The organism is Paraburkholderia sp. GW821-FHT02A12 (assembly GCF_059422005.1).
The window spans coordinates 3,645,389-3,671,823 of the sequence record NZ_JBWKWA010000002.1 but is presented as its reverse complement, the minus strand read 5'-3'; the positions used below and the strand labels follow the sequence as shown (position 1 = coordinate 3,671,823).

At 61.1% G+C, this 26,435-nt stretch carries 16 protein-coding genes; 9 read left to right on the top strand and 7 right to left on the bottom strand.

Annotated elements, in window-relative coordinates; genetic code table 11:
• Positions 1–18 precede the first annotated feature (18 nt).
• Positions 19–294, bottom strand: coding sequence for a Flp family type IVb pilin (locus tag AC07WT_RS37975; protein WP_494950920.1), 276 nt, complete (start codon positions 292–294; stop codon positions 19–21).
• Positions 295–990: 696 nt separating this feature from the next.
• Here AC07WT_RS37975 and AC07WT_RS37970 point away from each other — a divergent pair.
• The 5 genes from AC07WT_RS37970 to AC07WT_RS37950 all read left to right on the top strand — a co-directional run bounded on the left by AC07WT_RS37970 (position 991) and on the right by AC07WT_RS37950 (position 13,694).
• Positions 991–8,646, top strand: a complete 7,656-nt coding sequence (locus AC07WT_RS37970) for a YadA-like family protein (protein WP_494950919.1) — start codon at positions 991–993, stop codon at positions 8,644–8,646.
• Positions 8,647–8,741: 95 nt separating this feature from the next.
• Positions 8,742–9,872, top strand: a complete 1,131-nt coding sequence (locus tag AC07WT_RS37965) for an OmpA family protein (protein ID WP_494950918.1) — start codon at positions 8,742–8,744, stop codon at positions 9,870–9,872.
• A gap of 433 nt (positions 9,873–10,305) precedes the next feature.
• Positions 10,306–10,914: a response regulator gene (locus tag AC07WT_RS37960; protein WP_494950917.1), complete on the top strand. Its 609-nt coding sequence runs from the start codon at positions 10,306–10,308 to the stop codon at positions 10,912–10,914.
• A gap of 3 nt (positions 10,915–10,917) precedes the next feature.
• On the top strand, positions 10,918–12,615 hold the full coding sequence (locus AC07WT_RS37955; protein ID WP_494950916.1) for a hypothetical protein: 1,698 nt from the start codon (positions 10,918–10,920) through the stop codon (positions 12,613–12,615).
• Positions 12,612–13,694 (top strand): hypothetical protein, encoded by a 1,083-nt coding sequence (locus AC07WT_RS37950; protein WP_494950915.1) that lies wholly within the window; start codon positions 12,612–12,614, stop codon positions 13,692–13,694. The genes AC07WT_RS37955 and AC07WT_RS37950 overlap by 4 nt, the downstream gene beginning before the upstream one ends.
• Positions 13,695–13,813: 119 nt before the next feature.
• On the opposite strand, the gene acnA is transcribed toward AC07WT_RS37950, so the two are convergent.
• The 6 genes from acnA to AC07WT_RS37920 form a co-directional block, all read right to left on the bottom strand.
• Positions 13,814–16,531, bottom strand: coding sequence for an aconitate hydratase AcnA (gene acnA / locus AC07WT_RS37945; RefSeq protein WP_494950914.1), 2,718 nt, complete (start codon positions 16,529–16,531; stop codon positions 13,814–13,816).
• A gap of 40 nt (positions 16,532–16,571) precedes the next feature.
• Positions 16,572–18,023: a bifunctional 2-methylcitrate dehydratase/aconitate hydratase gene (locus AC07WT_RS37940; protein WP_494950913.1), complete on the bottom strand. Its 1,452-nt coding sequence runs from the start codon at positions 18,021–18,023 to the stop codon at positions 16,572–16,574.
• A 23-nt stretch (positions 18,024–18,046) separates the two neighbouring features.
• Complete coding sequence (locus tag AC07WT_RS37935) at positions 18,047–18,553, bottom strand: hypothetical protein (RefSeq protein ID WP_492596247.1); 507 nt, start codon at positions 18,551–18,553, stop codon at positions 18,047–18,049.
• Between the two features lie 103 nt (positions 18,554–18,656).
• On the bottom strand, positions 18,657–19,844 hold the full coding sequence (gene prpC / locus AC07WT_RS37930) for a bifunctional 2-methylcitrate synthase/citrate synthase (protein ID WP_494950912.1): 1,188 nt from the start codon (positions 19,842–19,844) through the stop codon (positions 18,657–18,659).
• 193 nt (positions 19,845–20,037) lie between these two features.
• Positions 20,038–21,054, bottom strand: coding sequence for an HpcH/HpaI aldolase/citrate lyase family protein (locus tag AC07WT_RS37925; RefSeq protein ID WP_494950911.1), 1,017 nt, complete (start codon positions 21,052–21,054; stop codon positions 20,038–20,040).
• Between the two features lie 226 nt (positions 21,055–21,280).
• Entirely contained in the window at positions 21,281–22,264 is a 984-nt protein-coding gene (locus tag AC07WT_RS37920; protein WP_492596244.1) for a malate dehydrogenase, read from the bottom strand.
• A 641-nt stretch (positions 22,265–22,905) separates the two neighbouring features.
• Between AC07WT_RS37920 and AC07WT_RS37915 the strand changes: the two genes are divergently transcribed.
• The 4 genes from AC07WT_RS37915 (at position 22,906) to sdhA (ending at position 26,430) form a co-directional block, all read left to right on the top strand.
• On the top strand, positions 22,906–23,706 hold the full coding sequence (locus tag AC07WT_RS37915) for a GntR family transcriptional regulator (RefSeq protein WP_494950910.1): 801 nt from the start codon (positions 22,906–22,908) through the stop codon (positions 23,704–23,706).
• Positions 23,707–23,863: 157 nt separating this feature from the next.
• Positions 23,864–24,277 (top strand): succinate dehydrogenase, cytochrome b556 subunit, encoded by a 414-nt coding sequence (sdhC, locus tag AC07WT_RS37910; RefSeq protein ID WP_494950909.1) that lies wholly within the window; start codon positions 23,864–23,866, stop codon positions 24,275–24,277.
• Positions 24,278–24,281: 4 nt separating this feature from the next.
• Positions 24,282–24,650: a succinate dehydrogenase, hydrophobic membrane anchor protein gene (sdhD, locus tag AC07WT_RS37905; RefSeq protein WP_492594735.1), complete on the top strand. Its 369-nt coding sequence runs from the start codon at positions 24,282–24,284 to the stop codon at positions 24,648–24,650.
• A 4-nt stretch (positions 24,651–24,654) separates the two neighbouring features.
• The gene (sdhA, locus tag AC07WT_RS37900) at positions 24,655–26,430 is read left to right on the top strand and encodes a succinate dehydrogenase flavoprotein subunit (RefSeq protein ID WP_492594736.1); all 1,776 of its coding nucleotides are present in this window, start codon (positions 24,655–24,657) and stop codon (positions 26,428–26,430) included.
• The last annotated feature ends 5 nt before the right edge of the window (positions 26,431–26,435 follow it).

Sequence of the window (26,435 nt, the reverse complement as noted above, 5' to 3'; positions counted from 1 at the left end):
TTCGCTAACCAGACGAGATTAGTTGTTGTTGCTGGCGTTATACGTACCCATGTTCTTCGTCTTGTCGGCGTTGGTGGTCGCCGTGTTCGCGTTGGTTTGCGCCGACCCGATGTTGCCTTTAGCGTCCTGGCCGGACATTTCCACTGCGAGACCGGCGGTCTGATTACGCAGGGTTTTGCCGAAAAGCGCATACACACCGATTGCCGAGACCGCGATTAGCGCGACGATGATGATGTATTCGGTCATGCCCTGACCAAGCTGCTTATTCTTGCGGCGAATTTGTGAAATTTTCATGATGTCTATTTCAAAATGATTGATAAAAAGATTGAATATTGTCCGGCTGCAGCCTTGCGGGATTTATCGCTTTGAAAAGAAGCGGAAATTAAAAAATTCACTGCTCAAAACGCGCGGGCAACAGTGCCGGTGCGAAGTATAGGAGTAAGCATAGGCAGATACTCGTGGGAAATTTCTGAAGCTTTTGGTGTAAATGCGCATGCAGCCGAAAGCGTAAATAGTTTGTTTGGCGGGCGAGAAATTGGCGATCGTCTGACAAGCGTCTTGACGTGAATGTGCCGACGCGAGCTAGGCCGTGAGGCGCCCGGGGACATAGCTCCGTAGCGCGGCTTGCCCTTGGGCGGGCGCGTGCATGTTCTATATTTCTTGTCTCGGTGTATCCCTGTTGCGACGGCGCGACATTAGCTTCGCGCGCCGCTTGATCCCGGCTGAGGTAAATAAGTGGCGAACTCAAGCCTGGCGTGGGTAATTGGCCGTCCGCGAATTATCTCAAGTCGATTCGGATTATTCTGACACGAATTTCTATTTTCCTGATTTTTAGGGATGGGGCATCCAGTTAGATTTAAGACGCGTGAAAAATCCAGGTCGAGACTTTATGGTATGCGACCGATTTTTTTGCGGAATTTTGCGGAAACCAGTAGGGCACAGTTTTACAAATCTAATTGCAAGCGGGGCTCGCCCGATTTTAGGGAATTTATGAACAAGTCGTATATCAGCGTCTGGAACGACGCATCCGGAACGTGGGTAGCTGCGCCCGAAACCGCCAAGGCGCGCTGCGGTGGCGGAGCTGCGTCTTCCCGTGCGATCTCGCCCGGCAGGGACGCGGCGGCCCGTCCGGGCACCCCGCTGAAGGCCGCGTTTATGCCGATTGCCATGGCAATCGGCGTGGCTATGTTGCCGGGCACGGCAGCGGCCCAGGCGACCACTGGGAAGGGCGGTCTTGAGTTATGTCCTGGCGGGGTAGGTGGGGTCGGGTCTTCGTGGGGGCCATTGTCGAGCTCCGTCGGCTTCATGGACTGCAACGGCGCGGGCGGCAGTGGCGGGATGTCGTTCTCGTTGAATAACTCGGCAGACGACAGCGGCGCAAATGGCTACAACAGCGGCAACATAACTGCCCGCGTAACCGGTTTTGACGATGGCCGCCTCGAGCTCAAGGGTGTGGGCGGCATCACGATGCTCAATGAAGTCGACTTGAGCAGCCATAAGATCACCGGGGTGGCGGCAGGCAACGTGTCGTCGACGAGCATGGACGCGGTGAACGGGGCGCAGCTGTATCAGCGCACGCGTTATTTCCAGGCAAACTCTCCTTCGAGCGACCGGTATACCGATGCCCAGGCCAAGGGAGCCAGTTCAGTTGCCTCCGGACCGTCGGCAATGGCGATTGGCAACCGGTCAAGTGCGTACGGTGCAAACGCTGTTGCGATTGCGGACAACACGGTTGCACTGGGCGCGGGCTCGGTTGCCAGCCGTGACGATACTGTGTCGATCGGCTTTCTGTCGGCGGATGGCAAATCGCAGTACACGAGACAGATTACCAACGTGACAGCCGGCGCCGCGGGTACCGATGCTGTCAACGTCGACCAGATGAATGCTGCGATCGCAAGCGTCAGCGGTGGCGGCGGTGGTGGCGTTGCCGACAATGCCGTTACGTACGACAACTCCGCGTCCAACCTGATTACGCTCAAGGGCGCAACCGGCACAAAGATCACGAATTTGACGGCCGGCGACATCTCATCCGAATGGAGTACGGATGCAGTGAATGGTTCGCAGCTATACCAGACGAACCAGAACGTGACGAACGTTGTCAATAATGTCGCCAACATATCAGGCAACCTTGCCAACGTGACGAACGTCGTCAACAACATCGTGAGCAATGGTATCGCGGGCTCACCGCTCGTGGTGACGTACGATACATCGGCTCGCGACACGGTGACGCTCGGCGGTGTGGACCACACGAATGCGGTCAAGCTGACAAACGTGGCGCCTGGCGATATCTCGTCGGCCTCGAGCACTGACGCGGTCAACGGCGGCCAGTTGTACACGACGAACCGGAACCTGAACGCGTTGGCAGACAACGTGGGCGGAATTGGGGTGAGCATTTACAATCGCGGCGTCAAGTATTTCCACGCCAATTCGACGCTTGCCGATTCGTCGGCAGTCGGTACGGATTCGGTGGCGATCGGCGGCGTTTCCATCGCGACGGCAAACAACTCGGTGGCGCTAGGCTCGAATTCCATGGCCGATCGCGAGAACACCGTGTCGGTCGGTGCAGCCGGCTCGGAACGTCAGATCACCAACGTTCTCAGTGGCAAGCAGGACACTGACGCCGTCAACCTCGGTCAAATGAATACCGCGCTTGCCAACATCTCGGGCGGCGGTTCGCCTGACGCAGTTATCTATGACACGTCGGCGCACGACAAATTGACGCTCGGCGGCACAGGCGCAACGGCGGCAGTCGGTTTGACGAATGTGGCAGCTGGTCAGATCACCTCGAATAGCACGGACGCAGTCAACGGTTCGCAACTTTACAACACGGCGAACAGCGTGGCGCTTGCGCTGGGCGGTAGTTCAAGCGTGAGCCCGAGCGGCATGGTTACCCTTCCGAGCTACGAGCTCAGCGGCAAGACGTATGCCGATGTCGGCGCGGCACTTGCCGGCGTAGACGCGGCAATTGCCCGCGTAGACGGCACGGTTAGCACGATCAACAACACGATTACCGATACCACCAAGTACATCAAGGTGGTGTCGGGGTCGTCTGGGGCGATTGCGACCGCCGGCGAAACGGTGGCGATCGGCGGCGGAGCGTACGCGGGCGCGACGGGTGCGTTGGCCTTTGGAGCGGGCGCTCGCTCACAGTTCGCAAATTCGGTGGCGATTGGCTCGAATTCGTCGACGACCGGCGTGAACACGGTTTCGGTTGGATCGAAAGGCTTCGAACGCCGCATCGAGAACGTGGCTAACGGCGTTGCGCCCAGTGATGTCGTGACGTTGGCTCAGCTGACCGCAATGCAGAATACCCTCACGCAGCAGGTGTCGCAGCCGTCGATCGGCGTGAAGTCGATGCTTCTCGCGGCAGTGCCGGTCACCAGCTACATCTCGGTAAGCTCAAATGTCACGCAGGGTACTACGACGTCTACAGATAACGCGCTAGACGCGATGGCGATTGGTCCTACGGCGACTGCACTGGGCGAAGGCTCGCTGGCCGTCGGTGCCGGGGCTGGCACGGGGTTTGCCGGCTCTACCGCCGTCGGCACCGGAGCAGCAGCTCTGGCTTTGAACGCGACAGTAATTGGATCCGGCGCGACGACTAGCAACGACGGTACCAATGGTGTTGCGATTGGCTATATGTCTAAGTCACAAGGCGCAGACGCGTTGGCGCTCGGCTCTAGCAGCCAGACGAACGCCTCGAATTCTGTCGCGATGGGTAGCAATGCCTTCGTGGCGACGGTGGCCACGAATTCGATGGCTCTCGGTAGCAATTCCAGCGCCAGTCAGGCTAATTCCGTCGCACTGGGCGCCAATTCGTCGGCGGATCGCCCCAACACCATTTCGGTGGGCAGCAGCACGGCGCAACGTCAGGTTGTCAATGTGAAAGCCGGTACGGTAGCCGCCGATGCGGTTAACGTCGGCCAGCTGTCCGGCGTCCTGACGGCGCTCGGCGGCGGCGCGGCTGTCAATGGTACCGACGGTTCGATCACGAAGCCGTCTTATGCAATCGGCGGGAAGACATACACGGACGTTGCTTCGGCCCTCGCGGCGATTGCGACCGGTGAATCGCCCAACGGAGTGCAGTACGACACGTCGTCGCATAGCAAAGTGACGCTGGGCGGTGTCGGCTCGACGACGCCGGTGACGCTGGCCAACGTGGCGGACGGCAAGGCGAACAACGACGCGGTGAACGTGCAGCAGTTGAAGGAGATGGGCGCGAACATCGACAGCAGCGGCAACGTGACGGGCGCATTCGTTGCCTATGACGATACGTCGAAGAACACGATTACGCTGAGGGGCGTAAGCGGCTCGACGAAGATCACGGGCCTTACCGCCGGCACACTGTCGGCAGCGAGCACGGATGCAGTCAATGGTGCTCAGTTGTACCAGACGAACCAGAATGTGGCGGGCGTCGCGGGCAACGTGACGAACCTCGCCAACATCGTAAATAACATCACCAATGGCGGCACCGGCGTCAAGTATTTTCACGTCAATTCGACGTCGGCCGATTCGTCGGCAACGGGTAGCGACGCCATGGCGATTGGCGGCAATGCGAAGGCGACGGCAAGCAATTCGGTGGCGTTGGGTGCAAACTCGTTGGCCAGCCGCGCTAACACGGTTGACGTGGGTTCGCGACAGATCACCGACGTGGCAGCCGGCACGCAATCCACGGACGCGGTGAACCTGGCGCAGCTACAGGCTGTGGGTGCAAACGTCGACTCAAGTGGCAATATTACGAACACGTTTGTGTCGTATGACGACACGATGAAGAACACGATCACGTTGAAGGGCGCGAGCGGCTCGACGAAGATCACCGGCCTCACGGCCGGTACGCTGTCGGCGACGAGTACGGACGCGATCAATGGTACGCAGTTGTACGCGACGAACCAGAACGTGATGAACGTGACCAACACGGTGAATAACATCACCAGCGGTGGCGGCGTCAAGTATTTCCACGCTAATTCGACGCAGGCAGATTCGTCCGCAACCGGTACGGATGCGGTCGCGATCGGTGGGAACGCAAAGGCGACGGCAAACAACTCGGTGGCTCTGGGCGCGAACTCGGCGACGGTGTCCAATCTGTCTGCCGCCGCGTATCTGGCGACAAGCGGCACACTGTCTGGAACGACACCGGCAGGCGAAGTCTCGGTGGGTTCCGTTGGCAATGAACGTCGTTTAACGAACGTAGCGGCCGGTGCGGCAGCGACCGATGCAGTGAACGTGAGCCAGTTGCAGGCAGCTGTGACCGCAGTCTCCGGCACGGCTTTGGCTAACGCGGTGCAGTACGACACGTCGTCGCATAGCAAAGTGACGCTTGGCGGTGCCGGTTCGACGACGCCGGTGACGCTGGCCAACGTGGCGGCCGGCAAGGCGAACAACGACGCGGTGAACGTGCAGCAGTTGAAGGGGATAGGCGCGAACATCGACAGCAGCGGCAATGTGACGGGCGCATTCGTTGCCTATGACGATACGTCGAAGAACACGATTACGCTGAGGGGCGTAAGCGGCTCGACGAAGATCACGGGCCTCACCGCCGGCACACTGTCGGCAGCGAGCACGGATGCAGTCAATGGTGCTCAGTTGTACCAGACGAACCAGAATGTGGCGAACGTCGCGGGCAACGTGACGAACGTCGCCAACATCGTAAATAACATCACCAATGGCGGCACCGGCGTCAAGTATTTCCACGCTAATTCGACGCAGGCAGATTCGTCCGCAACCGGTACGGATGCGGTCGCGATCGGTGGGAACGCAAAGGCGACGGCAAACAACTCGGTGGCTCTGGGCGCGAACTCGGCGACGGTGTCCAATCTGTCTGCCGCCGCGTATCTGGCGACAAGCGGCACACTGTCTGGAACGACGCCGGCAGGCGAAGTCTCGGCGGGTTCGGTTGGCAATGAACGTCGTTTAACGAACGTAGCGGCCGGTGCGGCAGCGACCGATGCAGTGAACGTGAGCCAGTTGCAGACAGCTGTGACCGCAGTCTCCGGCACGGCTTTGGCTAACGCGGTGCAGTACGACTCGGCGACGCACAACAAGGTCACGCTGGGCGGTGCTGGCTCGACCACTCCCCCTGCTGTGTTGTTGACGAACCTCGCCAACGGCGCGGTCACCTCGACCAGCAGTGACGCAGTAAACGGTTCGCAACTTTACAGCACGGCGAACAGCGTGGCGCTTGCGCTGGGCGGTAGTTCAAGCGTGAGCCCGAGCGGCACGGTTACGCTTCCGAGCTACGAGCTCGGCGGCAAGACGTATACCGATGTCGGCTCGGCACTTGCCGGGGTAGACGGTGCGGTCACCACGATCAACAACACGATCAGCGATGCCACGAAGTACATCAAGGTGGTGTCGACGTCGTCTGCGGCGCTTGCGTTCGGCGCCGAATCGGTGGCGATTGGCGGCGGAGCGTCCGCGATCGCGAAGAATTCGTTGGCCTTGGGAGTGGGGGCTCGCTCACAGTTCGCAGACTCGGTGGCGATTGGCGCGAATTCGGCAACCACCGTGGCGAATACGATTTCGGTCGGCTCGAGGGGCGCGGAGCGCCGCATCATGAACGTCGCTGACGGCGTAACGGACACTGACGCGGCAACCTTCGGTCAACTGAAGGCGTTGCAGACTTCGGTGTCGCAGCAGCTTGCGCAGCCGTCGAGCGGCGTGAAGTCGATGCTTCTCGCAGCAGTGCCGGTCACCAACTACATCTCGGTAAGCTCAAATGTCACGCAGGGTACTACGACGTCTACAGATAACGCGCTAGACGCGATGGCGATTGGTCCTACGGCGACTGCACTGGGCGAAGGCTCGCTGGCCGTCGGTGCCGGGGCTGGCACGGGGTTTGCCGGCTCTACCGCCGTCGGCACCGGAGCAGGAGCTCTGGCTTCGAATGCGACAGTAATTGGATTCGGCGCGACGACTAGCAACGACGGTACCAATGGTGTCGCGATTGGCTATATGTCTAAGTCACAAGGCGCAGACGCGTTGGCGCTCGGCTCTAGCAGCCAGACGAACGCCTCGAATTCTGTCGCGATGGGTAGCAATGCCTTCGTGGCGACGGTGGCCACGAATTCGATGGCTCTCGGTAGCAATTCAAGCGCCAGTCAGGCTAATTCCGTCGCACTGGGCGCCAATTCGTCGGCGGATCGCCCCAACACCATTTCGGTGGGCAGCAGCACGGCGCAACGTCAGGTTGTCAATATGCAAGCCGGTACGGTAGCCACCGATGCGGTTAACGTCGGCCAGCTGTCCGGCGTCCTGGAGGCGCTCGGCGGCAGCGCGGCTGTCAATGGCACCGACGGCTCGATCACGAAGCCGTCTTATGCAATCGGCGGGAAGACATACACGGACGTTGCTTCGGCCCTCGCGGCGGTTGCGGGCGGTGGCTCGCCCGACGGTGTGCAGTACGACACGTCGTCGCATAGCAAGGTCACGCTCGGCGGCATCGGCTCGACGACGCCGGTGACGCTGACCAACGTAGCGGCAGGCCAGGTCACGTCCGGCAGCAAGGACGCGATCAACGGCTCGCAGTTGTACGGTACGGCGAACAGCGTGGCAGCAGCGCTGGGCGGTGGCGCGACTGTGGGAGCGGACGGCAAGGTCTCGGCGGCCTTGTCGCTGGATGGCAAGACGTACGGTAACGTCGCCACGGCACTGGACGCGCTGAACGCGAAGATTGCCACGGGTACGACGGACGGCGTGGTGTACGACTCGGTCGCGCATGACACGCTGACGCTTGGCGGTGCTAATTCGACTACGCCGGTCCAACTGAAGAACGTTAAAAACGCGACCGACTTGCTCGACGCGGTCAACTTCGGCCAGATGCAGGCGTACGTCGCGAACCATGCAAGTAGCGGTACTGCGAACGGCGTGGCCTATGACGACTCAGCCATGAACACCGTGACTCTCGGCGGTGCGGGTCATGATCCGGTGACGCTGACGAACGTGGCAACAGGTTCCAATGCGACCGACGCGGTCAACTTCTCGCAGTTCTCCAGTCTTCAAAGCCAGGTGAACAATCTCGCCGGCGGCGGTGCGGGCAACACGACCTACGTCAACATCGGCACGCCGAGCGCGGATGGTACGGCAGCGGCGGCGACGGGTTCGGATGCGATCGCGATCGGTAGCGGTGCTGTTGCATCGGGCACGGCGGCGATTGCAATCGGCAAGGACACGACGACGGCAGGCGACAACTCGGTGTCGCTCGGCGCGGGTGCTTCGGCTCCGAACACGAACTCGGTCGCGCTGGGTGCAAACTCGACGACTGATCGCAAAGACTCCGTATCGGTGGGTTCTACCGGTGCAGAGCGCCAGATCACCAACGTTGCGGCCGGTACGCAAGGCACCGACGCGGTCAACCTCAATCAGTTGAACAACGCGATGGGTGGTGTGCAGCAGCAGATGCACGATATCGACCGCAGTGCGGCCAAGGGTATCGCATCGGCATCGGCGCTGAACATTGTCACGCCGTATCTGCCAGGTCGTACCACGCTGAACGCGGGTGTTGCCAACTACCGTGGCTACCAGGCGGTTGGTCTGGGCGTCTCGCGCTGGAACGAGAAGGGCACGATCAACTACAACCTTGGCGTGTCCAGCTCGGGCGGCAACAGCACCATCGTCCGCGCCGGCATCGGCATCGTGCTCGGCAACTAAGCGTGGCCGCAAGGCCTTGAATAGAAGCTCGGGACGTTAGCTGTCTGGGTCGCACGGGAAGCTTCCGTGCGACCCTCTTTCCATGAGAAACAGACATGAAGTATTCATTGATTGCCATCGCGCTCGCCGCGATGCTTGCAGGATGTTCGTCGTCTGCGACGCGTGATCGCCTGCAAATCCAGGCCCCCACGGTTTTGCAGACTGGTTTCAGCACAACGCAGAGCCAGGCCGCCGGAGCGGTCACGCCGCAGTGGACCGCAACTTATGGCGGCGTGAAGAACGGCGCGATGCTTAGCGCTGTCCAGACCCGGCTGAACGCGCTCGGTGAGCGCAAAAATAACTATTTCGGCGACAAGGCGCAGTGCTGGCTGAACGCCGCCCGCGACGAACGGTCCAGTCACGACGGCTGGGGCTTTATCGAGGAAGCGCTGGTGGAGGCCAACTATCTGACCACGGCGCTCGAGACCGGTCAGGGACTCTCGGCGAACAATCCGGAGTTGCGGACCGCAGCGGTGATCCGTCCGGATCTGTGGAAACAGGTGCTGGCGGCGAAGACCTCGCCGCTCTTTCCGCAATGCCAGGAAGCGCAGCGCCTGACGGCGTGCTCGGAAGTCGAGTTGATTCATGCCGGCCACGAGGCATGGACCCGCAACTTCGTTGCGAGCCAGCGTCTGGTCGACGGTGTCGAGAAGGGCTTGCCGGGCATTGGCGCGGCGCTCGAGGCCTGCACGCCGCCGCCGGTTGCGGCAGCGGTGCCGGTGATTCCGCAGAAGATGACGCTGCAGGCTGATGCAAGCTTCGAGTTCGATCGAAGCGATTTGCCTGGCATGCTGCCGGCCGGCAAGGCAAAGCTTGACCAGTTGATCAGCGATCTGAAACACGTGGACGACGTGACGGGCATCCGCATCGAGGGCTTTACCGATCGTCTCGGTAGCGATAGCTACAACCGCCAGTTGTCGGCCAAACGGGCAGAGACGGTCAAGCGTTACCTGCAGAGCGGCGGTGTCGCGATGCCGATGATGGCGCGTGGCCGCGGCAAGGAAGAACCGATGGTGCAGTGTCACGACCGGAACCGGCAGGCACTGATTGACTGCCTGGCGCCGAATCGTCGCGTGGAGCTGGACTTTGCGCGCAGCAATGCACAGCCGCAGGCAATGAATTCACGGCAAATGCAGCAGCGCATGCAAGAGCAAATGCCGCAACAGATGCAACGGCAAGAGCAGTAACGGGAGACATCGCCGGACTTTGCCAGTCCGGTGATTCCATTTAATCGGTGGTACTGCGGCATGTACCCACCCGCAGTTTCCACGAGCGCGAATATCGTCGCGCCCGTTTCTTTATCCCGCTCTTTGCGTTTTGCTCGCTCCGAGGTGGAATCGGGTTCGACCCCGCCTCCACCGCTTGACTTGTTTCCACGAGATGCGCCCTCCATTCAGGCGATTCACGCAGTTGATCTCATTCACCATTTACTCGTAGGAAATCCCAAATCGCTGGGTAGGAAAAATCCTGCAAATATTGCGGAACTATCATTCCGCTACCGCGAAAAAATGTTCCGTAGCCGTTGATGCAATTTAATTTGCATTTCCCGGCGGTGGGCTATTCGGTACGATTTTTCGCTCATTAATGAATGATCAGAATGATCAAACAATGGAGTGGTAAATGAAAAGAATCATGATTATCGACGACCACCCAATGATTAGAGGGACGATAGCGAACGTATTGCGCGCCGACCCGGAGCTTGAGCTGATCGGAGAGTGCGGTGACGGTGAGGACGGTCTGAAAATGGTGCTGGATGAAAATCCTGATCTTGTCATTCTCGATCTTGATTTGCCCCGGCTTGACGGTTTATCAATGATTCGCCGTATTCGGGCACACAATAGAAAAATCTGTATCCTTATTCTTTCCGCCAAACCAGAACACGTCATGGCCGGTTATACGCGCGCTGCCGGTGCAAATGGCTATGTCGGCAAAGGGCGCGAGATCGGCGAATTGATTACGGCTCTAAAGACAGTGTTGTTCGGTTATGACTGTTTTCCGGCCGAAACGGCTAATTCGGCGGCAGATAGTGGACTCAGCACCTTGTCGGCGCGTGAGGTGGAGATTTTGCAATATCTTGCGCGTGGCGTAAGCAATCGGGATATCGCGAGCCGCTTATTCCTGAGTGATAAGACGGTCAGCACATACAAGAGCCGAATCCAGGAAAAGCTCGGGCTAACGTCATTGGCCGCACTGATTGAGTTTGCTTCGCTACACAGGCTCATTGACTGAGTCGTGCGGGTTATGAAAAAAATAAGGAAAAAAATAAGCCCGCCTGGTTCTTCAGCGACCGCGCGAAGCCGCCCGTCGCGTTTCTTTCGGGATGCGGGATCCAATTCGATACGCTTCGCGACACTGTTGGGCGGTCTGCTTGCATTTGTATTGCTGTGCATGTTGTCGGTGCGCGCCTACGCCGCACCGTTGGTGAGCGATCCGCGCCCGGCCGCAGCGCCGGCCGTATCCGATGCATTAGACCGGGTCGGCCAGTCGTTCCATGACACCCATCCGCATGATCAAACGGATGCTAGCGCCTCTTTAGCACTTGCCGGGGGTGAGGGCCGCGATACCGTCAGCCAACCGGCGGCGGACGCACGTGCTGCCTCGATCGAGTGGCAAACGTGGCTGTTGGTGGTCGCGGCTCTCGCAATCGTTGCGCTGGGCAATGCATGTCTATTTCGCGGTGTGCTGAGCCGCTCCGCGGAGACGCTGCGTCGCACCGAGGAAGAGTGGACGCGCCGGTGCGATGCAGCAGAAGCCGGGGAGCGGGCCGTACGCGCGGCGGCGTCCGCTGAGGCGAGCGCGGCGGCGACGCGGGAGCGGCTCAGGGTGCTGGCTGCGATGCGCATCTACGCGGAGGCTCCGTTGATCGCCGTGACGGGCATGCTGGAGTCGATCAAAACGGCGGCGATGCTAGCCACCGACCGTACGCAGCTGGCGGTGGCCGAATCCGCAATGCGCACGTGGTCGCAAACGCTGCGCGATTTGCTGGACGTTGCACCCGTGCAGTCGCGCGGTATCGTTCTCGACGAAAGCGTGACGAATCTGCGCGATCTCATTGACGGCGTCGTTGCACTGTTATCTATGAATGCCGCCCGGCGAGGCACATGTGTAGTGGTAACCGTTGATCCCACGGTGGCCACGAGGATTCTCGCCGATGGCGCCCGGCTCGGCCAGATGATCTTCCATCTGCTGAGCCGCGCCATCCAGCTTGGCGCGCATCAAGCGATTACGGTCGTCGTGCGGTCGGAGCCATTGAATCCCGGCTCCCAGCGTATTTCCGTCAGTCTGACAGGCACCGACTCTGGAGACCCTCCTGCAGCTCAACTGCAATTTTTCGAGCTGGGCGCTGATGAACCGTCTGCAGGAGCGTGGCCTGTCGACACTGACGTTGGCATGGCGCTGTGCGAGACAATCGCGCAGCGTATGCAAGGTGAACTCTCGCTCTCGAGCGGCTCGGACTGCGGCATCTACGCGAGTTTCAGTGCGCCGTTCCCCGTGGAGCAATGGGGCCTGTCATCAGAACCGGCTCGTCATGCGCAGGCGCCATCCGCGATTGCTGCTCAAGCGCAAGACGCTTCCTTAGGCGTCCCATCTGAACCATTCGAACGCCGTTACCTCGATGTGCTGGCCGAAGAGGGTATCGATCTGCCCGCGTTTCTGAGTGGCTGGCGCCATTCGATGGACGATGACCTCGCGCGCCTGAGCGGTTTGAGCCGCCAACGCGACAGCGAAGGTCTGCGTTCCATGCTGCACAGATTGAGCGGAGCCGTAGGTCTTGTCGGCGCACACAGTTTGATGGAGGCACTGCGGCGTGCCAGCGTTGCTCCGCTGGAGTTTGACGTCGGCGCTATCGATACGCTTGTGGAGCGCGCAAGGACTTTGGCTACGCAACTCGATACAGCGTTCGATCCACACCGGAGCCTCATCCAATGAATCAACCGCAGGCTTTGGTCGAAGGCGATCTGGCGTTCCCGAGACTGCGGCCGTTCGATGGTGTGCCGCCGCCTTTCGGTTCGAGACGACGTGCCCCGCAACAGGCGATGCAGGGCGCGCTACAACGCATGGCCAATCCGGCGCGCCGGAGCCCGTTTCCTCCGGGCGTGAAGCGCGTTCTGTTCTACAAGACGCCGCCGCAACGCGTGGATTCTCATCGCTTCGATGCGGCGATGGCTGAAGCAAAGCGCTATCTTGATCTCGAGACGTGCAAGGTCCGCGCGCGTTCGACCCGTTCTGATCAGGTATGCGGCGCGGCGATTTTCGTCGGCAGCAGTATTGCCTTGGCCTGGTTGCTGGCAACGTGCGCGATTCAGGATGCCGGAACACAGCCGGAGCTTGCGAAGAAGCTGCCGGAGGCACCGGCAATCAGCAGCCCAGCCGTCGACAATCCGCAACGACCCGCCAAGCTGGCTCGGCGGGACACCGAAGGCGTACAGCCGTCGTCGGCGCTGGCCCCTTCGGTGGCGAGCGCTGTGCCGCCGGCAGCGTCGGCGAAAGCGCTGGGATCTAACGCGGCAGACGTCGCGCCAGTGCGTTCCAAGGCAAGCGATGCTGTGCCGATGACACCGCCAGAGAGCCGCGCAAGGAGCGACGATTCCACGCCTGTGATGGCGTCCCGAAGCCCGCGCACGCAGTTATCGACGCACGTCTCGCAGCAGCCATCGGCGCGCGCAACGACTCACGAGCCCACGAGGCGCGCGGCAAAGGCGGACCGCAAACCCGCGGCCGCGCGTTTGACCCTGGAGCATGTCGACAAACGGCTTGCATTGAACCATGCGGTTCGCCCCGCCAATCGGCCCTCCGTGTCTATCCAACCGGAATGGACCGGGCGCCGGCCGGCGGAAGGCGACGCTATCGATCAGGCGCCGTGGCTCGACTGGTCGGCGCAACCGCCGCGCAGCCGCGTCACAACGCATGCAACGGTGCCCGCTGACACCAACTGGAACGCCCGCATGACCCAACGCCGCATCACCGACGATCCCACCGCCTTCCAATCCGGCACCACCCCAAAATAGGCACACCATAAAAAAAGCCCGACCATCGGTCGGGCTTCCAAAGTCGGCTGCGTCCTCCACAGGACGCAGCCCCTGCAAAACAACGCGCAGTGACTGCCTGTTAAGCGTAAGTGAATACCTTAAGCAGCCAGCAGCGAGCGCAGCACGAACGGCAGAATCCCGCCGTGCTTGTAGTAGTCGACTTCGATCGGCGTATCGATACGCAGCAGCACCGGCACGCGCTTCTCTTTGCCGTCCTTGCCGCGAATCACCAGCGTCACTTCCTGTTGCGGCTTGAAGTCCGCGCCCAGGCCTTCGATGTCGTACGTTTCTTCGCCGGTGATGCCGAGCGATTGCACGCTATCCGAGCCCTTGAACTGCAGCGGCAGAACACCCATGCCGACCAGGTTCGAACGGTGAATCCGTTCGAAGCTGCGTGCGACCACAGCCTTCACGCCCAGCAGTTGCGTACCCTTGGCTGCCCAGTCGCGCGACGAGCCCGTGCCGTACTCTTCGCCCGCGAACACGATGGTCGGCGTGTCGGCGTCGATGTACTTCATCGCTGCGTCATAGATCGACAGCTGTTCGCCGCTCGGCTGGTGAATCGTCAGGCCGCCTTCCACGCGCGTGCCGTCTGCCTTCGCCGGGATCATCAGGTTCTTGATCCGGACGTTGGCGAACGTGCCGCGCATCATCACGTCGTGGTTGCCGCGGCGCGAGCCGTAGCTGTTGAAGTCGGCCTTCTGCACGCCGTTCGCCTTCAGCCACTTGCCCGCCGGCGAGTCTTCCTTGATCGAGCCAGCCGGGCTGATGTGGTCGGTCGTGACCGAGTCACCGAAGATGCCCAGTGCGCGCGCGTTCGTGACAGCAGCGATGCTGTCGGCCGGCGTCATCGAGAACTCCTTGCCGAAGAACGGCGGCTCTGCGATGTAGGTCGACTTCGGCCAGTCGTAGACTTGACCTTCTTCGCCTTCGATCTTGCTCCACAGGTCGCCCTTCTTGGTCAGCGACGAGTAGTTCTTGCGGAACGCGTCGGCGTCCAGCGCGAACTTGAGCAGCGCGTTGACTTCTTCGCTGGTCGGCCAGATGTCGCCCAGGTAGATGTCCTTGCCGCCCTTGCCCTTGCCGACCGGTTCGGTCATCAGGTCGCGCGTGATGTTGCCGGCGATCGCATAAGCGACGACCAGCGGCGGCGAGGCCAGGAAGTTCGCGCGGATGTTCGGGTGAATACGCGCTTCGAAGTTACGGTTGCCCGACAGCACAGCCGCCGCGACGATGTCGTTCTTCGTGATCGCTTCGTTCAGTTCCGGCGTCAGATCGCCCGCGTTACCGATACAGGTCGTGCAACCGTAAGCGGCCAGCGTGAAGCCCAGCTTGTCGAGGTACGGCAGGAGGCCGGTCTTCGTCAGGTATTCGGTGACGATGCGCGATCCCGGCGCCAGCGACGTCTTGATGTGCGGCGCGACTTCCAGACCCGCTTCGACAGCCTTCTTCGCCAGCAGACCGGCAGCCAGCAGCACGCTTGGGTTCGACGTGTTCGTGCACGACGTGATCGCGGCGATCAGCACGTCGCCGTTCTTCACGTTGACGCCGTTCGTCGTGGTGTATTGCGCGTCCAGATCGGCTTCCTTCTTCGCAAAGCCGTTTTCTGCAACCGGCTTCGAGAACAGGTCGCTGAAAGTCGACTTCACGTTGCCGATTTCGATACGGTCTTGCGGGCGCTTCGGGCCTGCCAGCGACGGTGCAACCGTGCCGAGATCCAGCGTCACGACCTTGGTGTAGTCGATGTCGCCGTCCTTCGGAATGCCGAACAGGTTCTGCGCCTTGAAGTAGTTCTGGAACGCCGAGATTTCCGCGTCCGTGCGGCCCGTGCCCTTGAAGTAGTCGATGGTTTTTTCGTCGACCGGGAAGAAGCCCATGGTTGCGCCGTATTCCGGCGCCATGTTGCCGATCGTCGCGCGGTCCGGCAGCGACAGCGACTTCGTGCCTTCGCCGAAGAACTCGACGAACTTGCCGACAACCTTTTCCTTACGCAGCAATTCGGTGATGGTCAGCACCAGGTCGGTTGCCGTCACGCCTTCGCGCAGCTTGCCCTTCAGGTGCACGCCGACCACGTCCGGCGTCAGGAAGTACACCGGCTGGCCGAGCATGCCGGCTTCAGCTTCGATACCGCCCACGCCCCAGCCCACCACGCCGATGCCGTTGATCATCGTGGTGTGGCTGTCGGTACCGACCAGCGAATCCGGGTAGTAGACCGTGTCCGCGCCTTCGGCCTTCTTGTGCACGCCGCGTGCGAGGTATTCCAGGTTCACCTGGTGAACGATGCCGACACCCGGCGGCACGACCTTGAACGTGTCGAATGCCTGCATGCCCCACTTCATGAACTGGTAGCGCTCGTTGTTGCGCTGGAATTCCAGTTTCATGTTCAGGTCGAGCGCGTTCTTTTCACGGAAGTGATCGATCTGCACCGAGTGGTCGACGACCAGATCGACCGGGACCAGCGGCTCGATCGACTTCGGGTTCTTGCCGACGCGTTGCGCGACACCGCGCATGGCGGCGATGTCGGCGAGCAGCGGCACGCCGGTAAAATCTTGCAGCACGACGCGCGACACGACGAACGGGATTTCGTCGACGCGCGCAGCGGTCGGCTTCCAGTTCGCGAGTTGCTCGATGTGTTCTTCGGCGATCTTCTTGCCGTCATAGTTACGCAGCACCGATTCCAGCACGATACGGATCGAAACCGGCAGGCGGTCGATCTTGATGTTCAGTGCCTTGCCGAGTTGCGGCAGGGAGTAGAACTTGCCTTTGCCGGAACCGCTGTCGAATTCCTTGAGCGTTTTGTGGAGGTTGTGGGCCATGGTGTTTTCCTTGGTTTGATCGCGGAACTACAGTACTTGACTAGATGACGTACAAATCGACGTATTCATTGACCGGCATGGCTTCGAGCCTCGCCTGATCCAGCGACACGTCGAGAATCGCCAGTTGTTGCCTGACCGGAAAGCGGCGCGCGAGGTTGGTCTTGAACTTCTCGACCAGCAACGGTATCCCGTCTTCGCGACGACGCTTATGACCGATCGGGTATTCGACAACGACTTCGTCGAACTTCGACCCGTCGTTGAATTCGATCGTCAGTGCATTGGCGATCGAACGCTTCTCCGGGTCGTGGTAATCCTGCGTGAACTGCGCGTCTTCGACGCATTCCATTTTGGCGCGCAGCACATCGATACGCGCGTCCTGCGCGATCGAATCTTCATAGTCCGCGGCCGTCAGGCGGCCGTGGATCAGCGGCACGGCGATCATGTACTGGATGCAATGATCGCGGTCGGCCGGATTGTTCAGTAGGCCTTTCTTGTCGATGATGCGGAGCGCGGCTTCGTGAGTGCGGATCGTGATCTTCCTGATGTCTTCGACGCGCTTGCCTTGAGCGGCGAGTTGCGCGTGCAACGTCATCGCCGCTTCCACCGCTGTTTGCGCGTGGAACTCAGCCGGGAAAGAGATCTTGAACAGCACGTTTTCCATCACGTACGAGCCGTACGGGCGCTGGAACCTGAATGCGTTGCCTTTGAAAAGGACATCGTAAAAGCCCCACGTCTTCGCGGTCAGCACCGACGGATAGCCCATCTCGCCGGTTCTGGAAATCAGCGCGAGACGCACGGCGCGCGACGTTGCATCGCCCGCGGCCCACGATTTGCGCGATCCGGTGTTCGGCGCGTGGCGATACGTGCGCAGCGCATGTCCATCGACAAATGCCTGCGAAACCGCGTTGATCAACTCGTCGCGCGTCAGGCCGATCAGTTGGCCGACCACTGCGGTGGAAGCCAGCTTCACCAGCAGCACATGGTCGAGCCCGACCTTGTTGAACGAGTTTTCGAGCGCGATGCAGCCTTGAATTTCGTGCGCCTTGATCATGCCGATCAAAACGTCTTTCATCGTCAGCGGCTTTTTGCCCGCTGCGATGGCATTGCGCGAGAGCCAGTCGGCCGTCGCCAGAATCCCGCCGAGGTTGTCCGACGGATGGCCCCATTCCGCTGCGAGCCAGGTGTCGTTGAAGTCCAGCCAGCGGATCATCGCGCCGATGTTGAAGGCGGCCTGAACCGGGTCCAGCTGGAACGACGTGCCCGGCACCTTCGCGCCGTTGGGGACGATCGTGCCCGGCACGATTGGTCCCATCAGCTTGGTGCAGGCCGGGTAGGTCAACGCCTCGAGTCCGCAACCGAGCGTATCGATCAGGCAGTTACGCGCGGTTTCCAGCGCGAGCGTGCTGTCGATCTGATAATCCAGTACGTAATCGACGATATCGGCCAGGACTGGGTCCGGGTCGGGTCGTACGCTGGAAATCGGAGCGGACATCGGGGCTTCCCTGATGTAAATAATTAGTTGCTGGTCTTGTCGATCGCGTTCGATTGCGTCGGAGCAGGTGCACCTTGCACCATGGCTGCCGTCTTGCACTCGTCGGCCAGACGCGAGCTGTCCTTATCCGAGAACAACATCGCCTTGGTCGGGATCACAACCAGATCCATACCCGTTGCGGCGTCGTGGAAGCGGTCTGCGCCCGTGGTGGTCGCTTCACGCGGCAGATTGTAGTTCTTGTTCGCCCAGTGAACCGTGACGATCTGGTCACGCTTCATGTCGCCCTTCAGTTCGAATGCCAGACCTTCGTTGCACGACCACTTTTCCGAGCCTTCCGGAACCGGATCGACCTTCGCTTCCTTGGCCGGATTCGACTTGCGCTTGATCAGGCGTTTCGGTTGCGGGCGCTTCGCCACAGCCTTGGCAGCCGGCTTCGTGGTGGTCGCCGTTTGCGCGACGGCGTCAGTCGCGACGGTCAGCATCGTCGTGGACAGGGCGCCAATCACGGCGGCGATCATCAGCTTTTTCATGGAGGGGAACCTTTCTATCTAATTTCAGTTGAACATTGCGCGGTTGGCCGTCTGGAGAACCGCGAGGTTGAACTGCACGCGCTTCATAAGCGCACAGCGGCCGCTATTTTCTCCTATTTAGCGGCACGTACTTCAAATTCTCGGGGCCGGTGTAATTCGCGCTCGGCCGGATGATCTTGTTGTCGATCCGCTGCTCGATGACGTGCGCGCTCCAGCCAGCCGTGCGGGCGATCACGAAAAGCGGCGTGAACATCGCCGTCGGCACGCCCATCATGTGATACGACACCGCGCTGAACCAGTCGAGATTTGGAAACAACTTTTTCACATCTGCCATCACTGTTTCAAGTCGCTCGGCGATATTGAACAGCTTCATGTTGCCCGCTTCCTTCGAAAGCTTCTTCGCGACTTCCTTGATGACCTTGTTGCGCGGGTCGGCAATCGTGTACACCGGGTGGCCGAAACCGATCACCACTTCCTTGTTCCCGACGCGCTTCCTGATGTCGGCTTCGGCTTCATCCGGAGTCTGGTAGCGCGACTGGGTCTCGAACGCGACCTCGTTGGCGCCGCCGTGTTTCGGACCGCGCAGCGCGCCGATCGCGCCGGTGATCGCCGAGTAGATGTCCGAACCCGTGCCCGCGATCACGCGGCCGGTGAAGGTCGAGGCGTTGAATTCATGCTCGGCGTACAGGTTCAGCGACACATGCATCGCGTCGACCCACGTCTTCGACGGCTCCACGCCGTGCAGCAGATGCAGGAAGTGGCCGCCGATCGAATCGTCGTCGGTTTCGACCTCGATGCGCTTGCCGTTGTGCGAGTAGTGGTACCAGTACAGCAGCATCGAACCGAGCGAGGCCATCAGCCTGTCGGCGATATCGCGCGCGCCCGGCAGGTTGTGGTCGTCCTTCTCGGGCAGCACCGCGCCGAGCACCGACACGCCGGTGCGCATCACGTCCATCGGATGCGCGGCGGCCGGAATCCATTCGAGCGCGGCTTTCACGTTCGCGGGCAGCCCGCGCAGCGCCTTGAGCTTTGTCTTGTAGGCGGTCAGTTCGGCCTGCGTCGGCAGCTTTTCGTGGACCAGCAGATACGCGATCTCTTCGAATTCGCAGGCGCCGGCGATGTCGAGAATGTCGTAGCCGCGATAGTGCAGGTCGTTGCCGGTCTTGCCGACCGTGCACAGCGCCGTGTTGCCCGCGGTCACGCCGGACAGCGCGACGGATTTCTTCGGTTTGAAGCCGCTTTGGGAACCGCTCTCGCCTTGTGCACCGGCGGTTTGCGTCGTCTCGCTCATCTCCCGCAATCTCCTTTGTGCCGGTCGATCGTTTCTGATCGAACCGCTGGTCGAGCCGCAACCTGGGCCGAGCCTTGTGTCGCGTATTCAGCGCCAGTCTGCCGCCGCGGCAAACGCAGGCTGGGCGCCGCAGCACGGCGCGCGTTCGCACCGTCCGCCGCCAGCGCGCCGGCCACTGCCGTAATCGACGTCCTCATGATGCGGCTTGCCCGTTAGTACCCACTTTCGTGAAGAGCGGCGCGGCGTCTTGCGGGACTGCGCGGCCAGTGGATTGTGCGCGGCGCAGCACCGACCAGTAGTAGCGATAGCTGGCCCGGTCGTGCAGCGTGTCGTGATGGCGTGTCGGTCCCCATTGCGCGGACTGTGCGGCCAGCAGGATTTCGGTGGCCGTGACGATCTCTTCGTCGCGCGGTGCAAACGCGGCAACGATCGCTTCGATCTGCGCCGGATGGATGCTCCACATCCGCGTGTAGCCGAATTCGTTGCGGGCGCGCGCAGCGTCGTTGGCGACCACGCTCATGTCGCGCACTTCGGTACTGACGTTATGCGAGGGCACCCTGCCATGCGCATGACAGGCCGCTGAAATCTCGAGCTTTGCGCGCCGCACCAGCGGATGATCGAACTGGCCGGGCGAGCGCATCGCGGTATCGGGAATCGCGCCGTCGTGCGCGGAGATGAAGTCCATCAGGCCGAAGCTCAGCGCTTCGACGCCGGGCAGCGCGGCCAGATCGAACACGCGCGTCAGCGCACCGTGGGTTTCGACCAGCAGTTGCACCGGCACGGGCTGAGCGATGCCGAGTTCGCGCCGCGTCGCTTCGATGAACGCGACCATTTCGGCGGCATCGGGGACGTTGCGGATTTTCGGCAGGGTGATGTAAGCGGGCGCGCGCCTGGCGGCGCGCAGAATGAGACGCACGTCGTCGCGCCAGTGCGCGTGATCGAAGTCGTGAATCCGCACGCCGACGCGGCCGAAGCGGTCATGCTCGCTGCCCAGCAGCGACGCGACCAGCTCCGCGTGCTCTGCTTCGCGGCCGACCTGCGCGCCGTCTTCACAATCGAGCGTGATGTCGAACACCGGGCCGAGTTGCTGCTGCAACGCGAGCGATTTCAGCATCAGCTTCTCGCTGCCGGCGTAGTGATCGCAGGCAGGCAGTACAGCGGGCGGCACTTCGCCTTCAAACAGCACTTCGGCGGGTGTGAGGGCGCGCATCTTCGGCGTCAGGGCGTGGGTGGTCGTTGGAGAAATCTGATTCGGACGCGCTCTGCTGAACCATCAGCGAGATATGACGCAAAACGCGTTCGGATCAGATGCGGATGCTGGCACGACAAATTGCGAAGTGAACCGCAAAATGGAGCGTCGTACCCGCATTCGCACGTAAAAAACCGGAACCCGCCGCGATGATGCTTTGGAGTTCCGGTTGTTCTGCATCTGGTGCTTAGCCGAGCAGGTGTTGAACGCCGTCGCGCTCTTCGAGCAGCTCCTGCAGCGTGCCATCCATCTTTTCGCGCGAGAACGCGTCGATTTCCAGACCTTCGACGCGCTTGTACTCGCCGTTTTCGCAGGTAACCGGCACACCGTAGATGATGTCTTCCGGAATGCCATACGAACCGTCCGACGGAATACCCATCGTGACCCACTTGCCGTTCGTGCCGAGGACCCAGTCACGCACGTGGTCGATCGCGGCGTTGGCTGCCGACGCTGCCGACGACAGGCCGCGCGCTTCGATGATCGCTGCGCCGCGCTTGCCGACGGTCGGGATGAACGTGTTGCGGTTCCATTCGTCGTCGTTGATCAGCTTGGTCAGGTCCTGACCTTCTGCGGTTGCGACGCGGAAATCCGGGTACATGGTCGGCGAGTGGTTGCCCCACACAGCCAGCTTTTCGATCGAAGCGACCGGCTTGCCCGACTTGGCGGCCAGTTGCGACAGCGCGCGGTTGTGGTCCAGGCGCAGCATGGCGGTGAAGTTCTTCTTCGGCAGATCCGGCGCCGACTTCATGGCGATGTACGCATTGGTGTTGGCCGGGTTGCCGACCACCAGCACCTTCACGTCGCGGCTCGCGACTTCGTTCAGCGCCTTGCCCTGAACCGTGAAGATTTCGGCGTTTGCCGACAGCAGATCCTTACGCTCCATGCCTTTCGAGCGCGGACGTGCGCCGACCAGCAGGGCGACGTCGGCATCCTTGAATGCGACCTTCGGATCGTCGGTGATCACGACGCCCGACAGCAGCGGGAATGCGCAATCATCCAGTTCCATCACGACGCCTTTGACGGCGGCTTGCGCTTGCGGCAGGTCGAGCAGTTGCAGGATGACCGGCTGGTCCTTGCCGAGCAGATCGCCGTTGGCGATGCGGAACAGCAGGGAGTAAGCGATTTGACCTGCGGCGCCGGTGACGGCAACGCGCTTTGCGGGCTTAGCCATTGAGAAATCTCCAGGACGATGCGTTAGACGCTAGGGAAAACGCCATTCTATATGCGCGTTCAGCGAAGCGTTGTGAAACACGGCGGAATTCACTGTTCGCGTACTGCCCCGTAATTTTGCGGGGCCGTGCGGCGCGCTGCGGCAAGACCGCCATGCCGGAAACCTGTACTACTGAGTGCCCCCAAACCTCGCGCTTTGCGCCAGGTCCCCTCGAGGGGACAATCCCTCAATCCCCCAAGGGGACTTCCTTCGGGGCGGGGGACTTCCTGCCGGGCGGAAAACTTGGGGCGGCCCGGCGTTTTCTTGAGAGGGCGGGGAGCGGGGCATATCAGCGCCGGGTAGCCGCTGCACGGTGCGGGCTCCTGCAAACAGCGCGTTTCGGCAAACGTCTGACCAGCGAATGGCGGCGAATCGAAACCTGGACTGCGTGGGAACGGCATGGTGCAGAGTGGCTGCCGGTGCGTCGCGGCGCTGCACGGCACAGTGCAAAACAGCCGCCGAAAACCCCGCAAACCCTTGCTCGACAGGGAGTGTAGGAGTCGGCCGACACAAAGTCAACATTATCTTATGTCTTATATAAGACATATCTATTGCGGGGAAAAACCTAGACGCGCCCCAGCCCTTTATGATGAAATGCGCGGATGACTTCGAACCCGGTGAACACCACGAATCCCAATGGCCAAGGGGCCGCGGGCGGAGGTGTATCCGCTGCCACGCCCGCTGCGTCGCCCACTTTCAGCCCCTTGTATCAGCAGATCAAGGGGTTGATTACGCAGAGCCTCGAAAGCGGCGAATGGAAGCCCGGCGAGATCATTCCTAGTGAAGTCGAATTGGCGGCCAGATACAAGGTCAGTCAGGGAACCGTGCGCAAAGCGATCGACGAGCTTGCCGCCGACAACCTGCTGGTGCGCCGCCAGGGCAAGGGCACGTTTGTTGCAACGCACAACGAAGACCGCGCCCAGTTTCGCTTCCTCCGGTTACTGGCCGATGACGGCGCGGAGCATCCGCACGTCAGCCGCCTGCTTGAATGCCGGCGTTTGCGCGCTTCAGCGGACATCGCCCGGCAACTCGATCTGAAGCCCGCCGATCCGGTGGTGCTGATCAAACGCCTGCTGCAGTTCGACGGCGAAGTCACCGTACTCGACGAGATATGGCTGCCCGGCGGCGTGTTCCGCGGGCTGACGCTCGAACGCCTGTCGGAGTATAAAGGTCCCCTCTACGCGATGTTCGAGACCGAGTTCGGCACGCGCATGATCCGCGCAACGGAGAAAATCCGCGCGGTCGCGGCCGAGCCTTCGGTGGCTGATCTGTTGCGTGTGCCGGCGGGTTTCCCGCTGCTGTCGGTGGAACGTGTGTCCTATACATACGGGGACCGGCCGGTTGAAGTCCGGCGTGGTTGGTATGTCACAACCGGGTATTACTATCAGAACGATCTAAGCTGAGTCGGGCTGGATGAAGGCGCGGCGTCCCACACGCGCGCCTGTTTGAAGGCGCCTTTATCGCGCACGCTGTAACGGACCTGCGGTGGTTTTCGCTGCAGCGCGATAAAAAAAGGCGCTAAAATCGCGGATTAGTGTGACTACATAGTAGGGGTCTAGCATGGCTGAAGCCGTAAAAAAACCGAGGCCGGAATTCCGGAACATCGGTATCGGGCAGATTTTGACGGCATACCGTCTCCCGCTAGCGGGGCGAGTGTCGATCTTGCATCGCGTAAGCGGTGGTCTGCTTTTTGTTTTTCTTCCGTTCCTGCTGTACCTCTTCGATCAGAGCCTCACTTCCGAACTTAGTTTCGAAGTATTCAAAGGCTTCCTCTCCAACATCATCGTCAAGCTCATCACGCTCGTTCTCGCGTGGGCCTTCCTGTTTCACTTCTGCGCCGGCATCCGTCACCTGGTGATGGACACGCACCGCGCGGTCACCAAGGAAGGTGGCAAGCAAACCTCTATCGTGGTCCTCGTCGTGTCGTCCCTCCTCACGATTGCATTCGCCGCAAAACTGTTCGGAGTCTTCTAAGAAAATGGCAGCTAATAACCGAATCGGTCCGAAGCGTCTCGTCGTCGGCGCACATTACGGTCTGCGCGACTGGCTCGCCCAGCGCATTACCGCCTGCGTGATGGCGATCTACACGGTGATCCTGCTCGTGTGGTTCTTCGGCGCGCGCGATTTCTCGTACGAAGGCTGGGCGTCGATCTTCGCGACGCAATGGATGAAGCTCGCCACGTTTGTCACGCTGCTGTCGCTGTTTTATCACGCGTGGGTTGGTATCCGCGACATCTGGATGGACTATGTGAAGCCCGTCGGTGTACGCCTGTTGCTTCAGTCGCTGACGATCGTCTGGCTGCTCGCTTGTGCGGGCTACGCTGCGCAGATTCTCTGGAGAGTGTAAAAGAATGGCTGCAATCAAGAATTCTCTGCCGCGTCGCCGTTTCGACGTGGTTATCGTCGGCGCAGGCGGCTCGGGGATGCGCGCTTCGCTGCAACTCGCGCGCGCCGGTCTGTCGGTTTGCGTGCTGTCCAAAGTGTTCCCGACGCGTTCGCACACGGTCGCTGCTCAAGGCGGCATCGGCGCATCGCTCGGCAACATGAGCGAAGACAACTGGCACTATCACTTCTACGACACGATTAAGGGTTCCGACTGGCTCGGCGACCAGGACGCGATCGAGTTCATGTGCCGCGAAGCACCGAACGCTGTCTACGAGCTCGAACACTTCGGCATGCCGTTCGACCGTAACGCCGACGGTACGATTTACCAGCGCCCGTTCGGCGGCCACACCGCGAACTACGGCGAAAAGCCGGTGCAACGCGCTTGCGCGGCGGCTGACCGTACCGGTCACGCGCTGCTGCACACGCTGTATCAGCAGAACGTTGCTGCCAAGACGCAGTTCTTCGTCGAATGGATGGCGCTGGATCTGATCCGCGACGCCGACGGCGACGTGCTCGGCGTGACGGCGCTGGAAATGGAAACCGGCGACGTCTACATCCTCGAAGGCAAGACCACGCTGTTCGCCACGGGCGGCGCAGGTCGGATCTTCGCGGCGTCCACGAATGCGTTCATCAACACCGGTGACGGCCTGGGCATGGCCGCGCGTTCGGGCATCGCACTGCAAGACATGGAATTCTGGCAATTCCACCCTACCGGCGTGGCCGGCGCGGGCGTGCTGATTACTGAAGGCGTGCGCGGCGAAGGCGGCATTCTGCGTAACTCGAACGGCGAGCGTTTCATGGAACGCTACGCGCCGACGCTGAAGGATCTGGCGCCGCGCGACTTCGTTTCGCGTTCGATGGACCAGGAAATCAAGGAAGGCCGCGGCGTCGGTCCGAACAAGGATCACGTGCTGCTTGACCTGTCGCACATCGGCGCCGAGACGATCATGAAGCGTCTGCCGTCGATCCGCGAAATCGCGCTGAAGTTCGCGAACGTCGATTGCATTAAAGAGCCGATTCCGGTCGTGCCGACCATCCACTATCAGATGGGCGGTATTCCGACCAACATCCACGGCCAGGTCGTGGGTACGTCAAAGGGTCACGAAGTGCCGGTCAACGGTTTCTACGCCGTGGGCGAATGCTCGTGCGTGTCGGTGCACGGCGCGAACCGTCTCGGCACGAACTCGCTGCTCGACCTGGTGGTGTTCGGCCGCGCGGCCGGCAACCACATCGTCAAGCACGTGAAGGAAATCAAGGAGCACAAGCCGCTGCCGGCCGACGCTGCCGATTTCGCGCTGTCGCGTCTGGACAAGCTGGACAAGTCCTCGTCGGGCGAATACACGCAAAACGTCGCGAACGATATCCGCGCCGCGATGCAGGCGCACGCCGGCGTGTTCCGCACGTCGAAGCTGCTGGCCGAAGGCGTCGAGCGTATCCGCGAAGTGGCCGAACGCGTCGACAACATCCACCTGAAGGACAAGTCGAAGGTGTTCAACACCGCGCGCGTCGAAGCGCTGGAAGTGGCGAACCTGATCGAAGTGGCCCGCGCCACGATGGTTTCCGCCGAAGCGCGCAAGGAAAGCCGCGGCGCGCACGCGCAGAACGACTTCGAACATCGCGACGACGAAAACTGGCTGCGCCATACGCTGTGGTTCAGCGAAGGCGATCGCCTCGACTACAAGCCGGTTCACATGCAACCGCTGACGGTCGAATCGGTTCCGCCGAAAGCGCGGACCTTCTAAGGCAC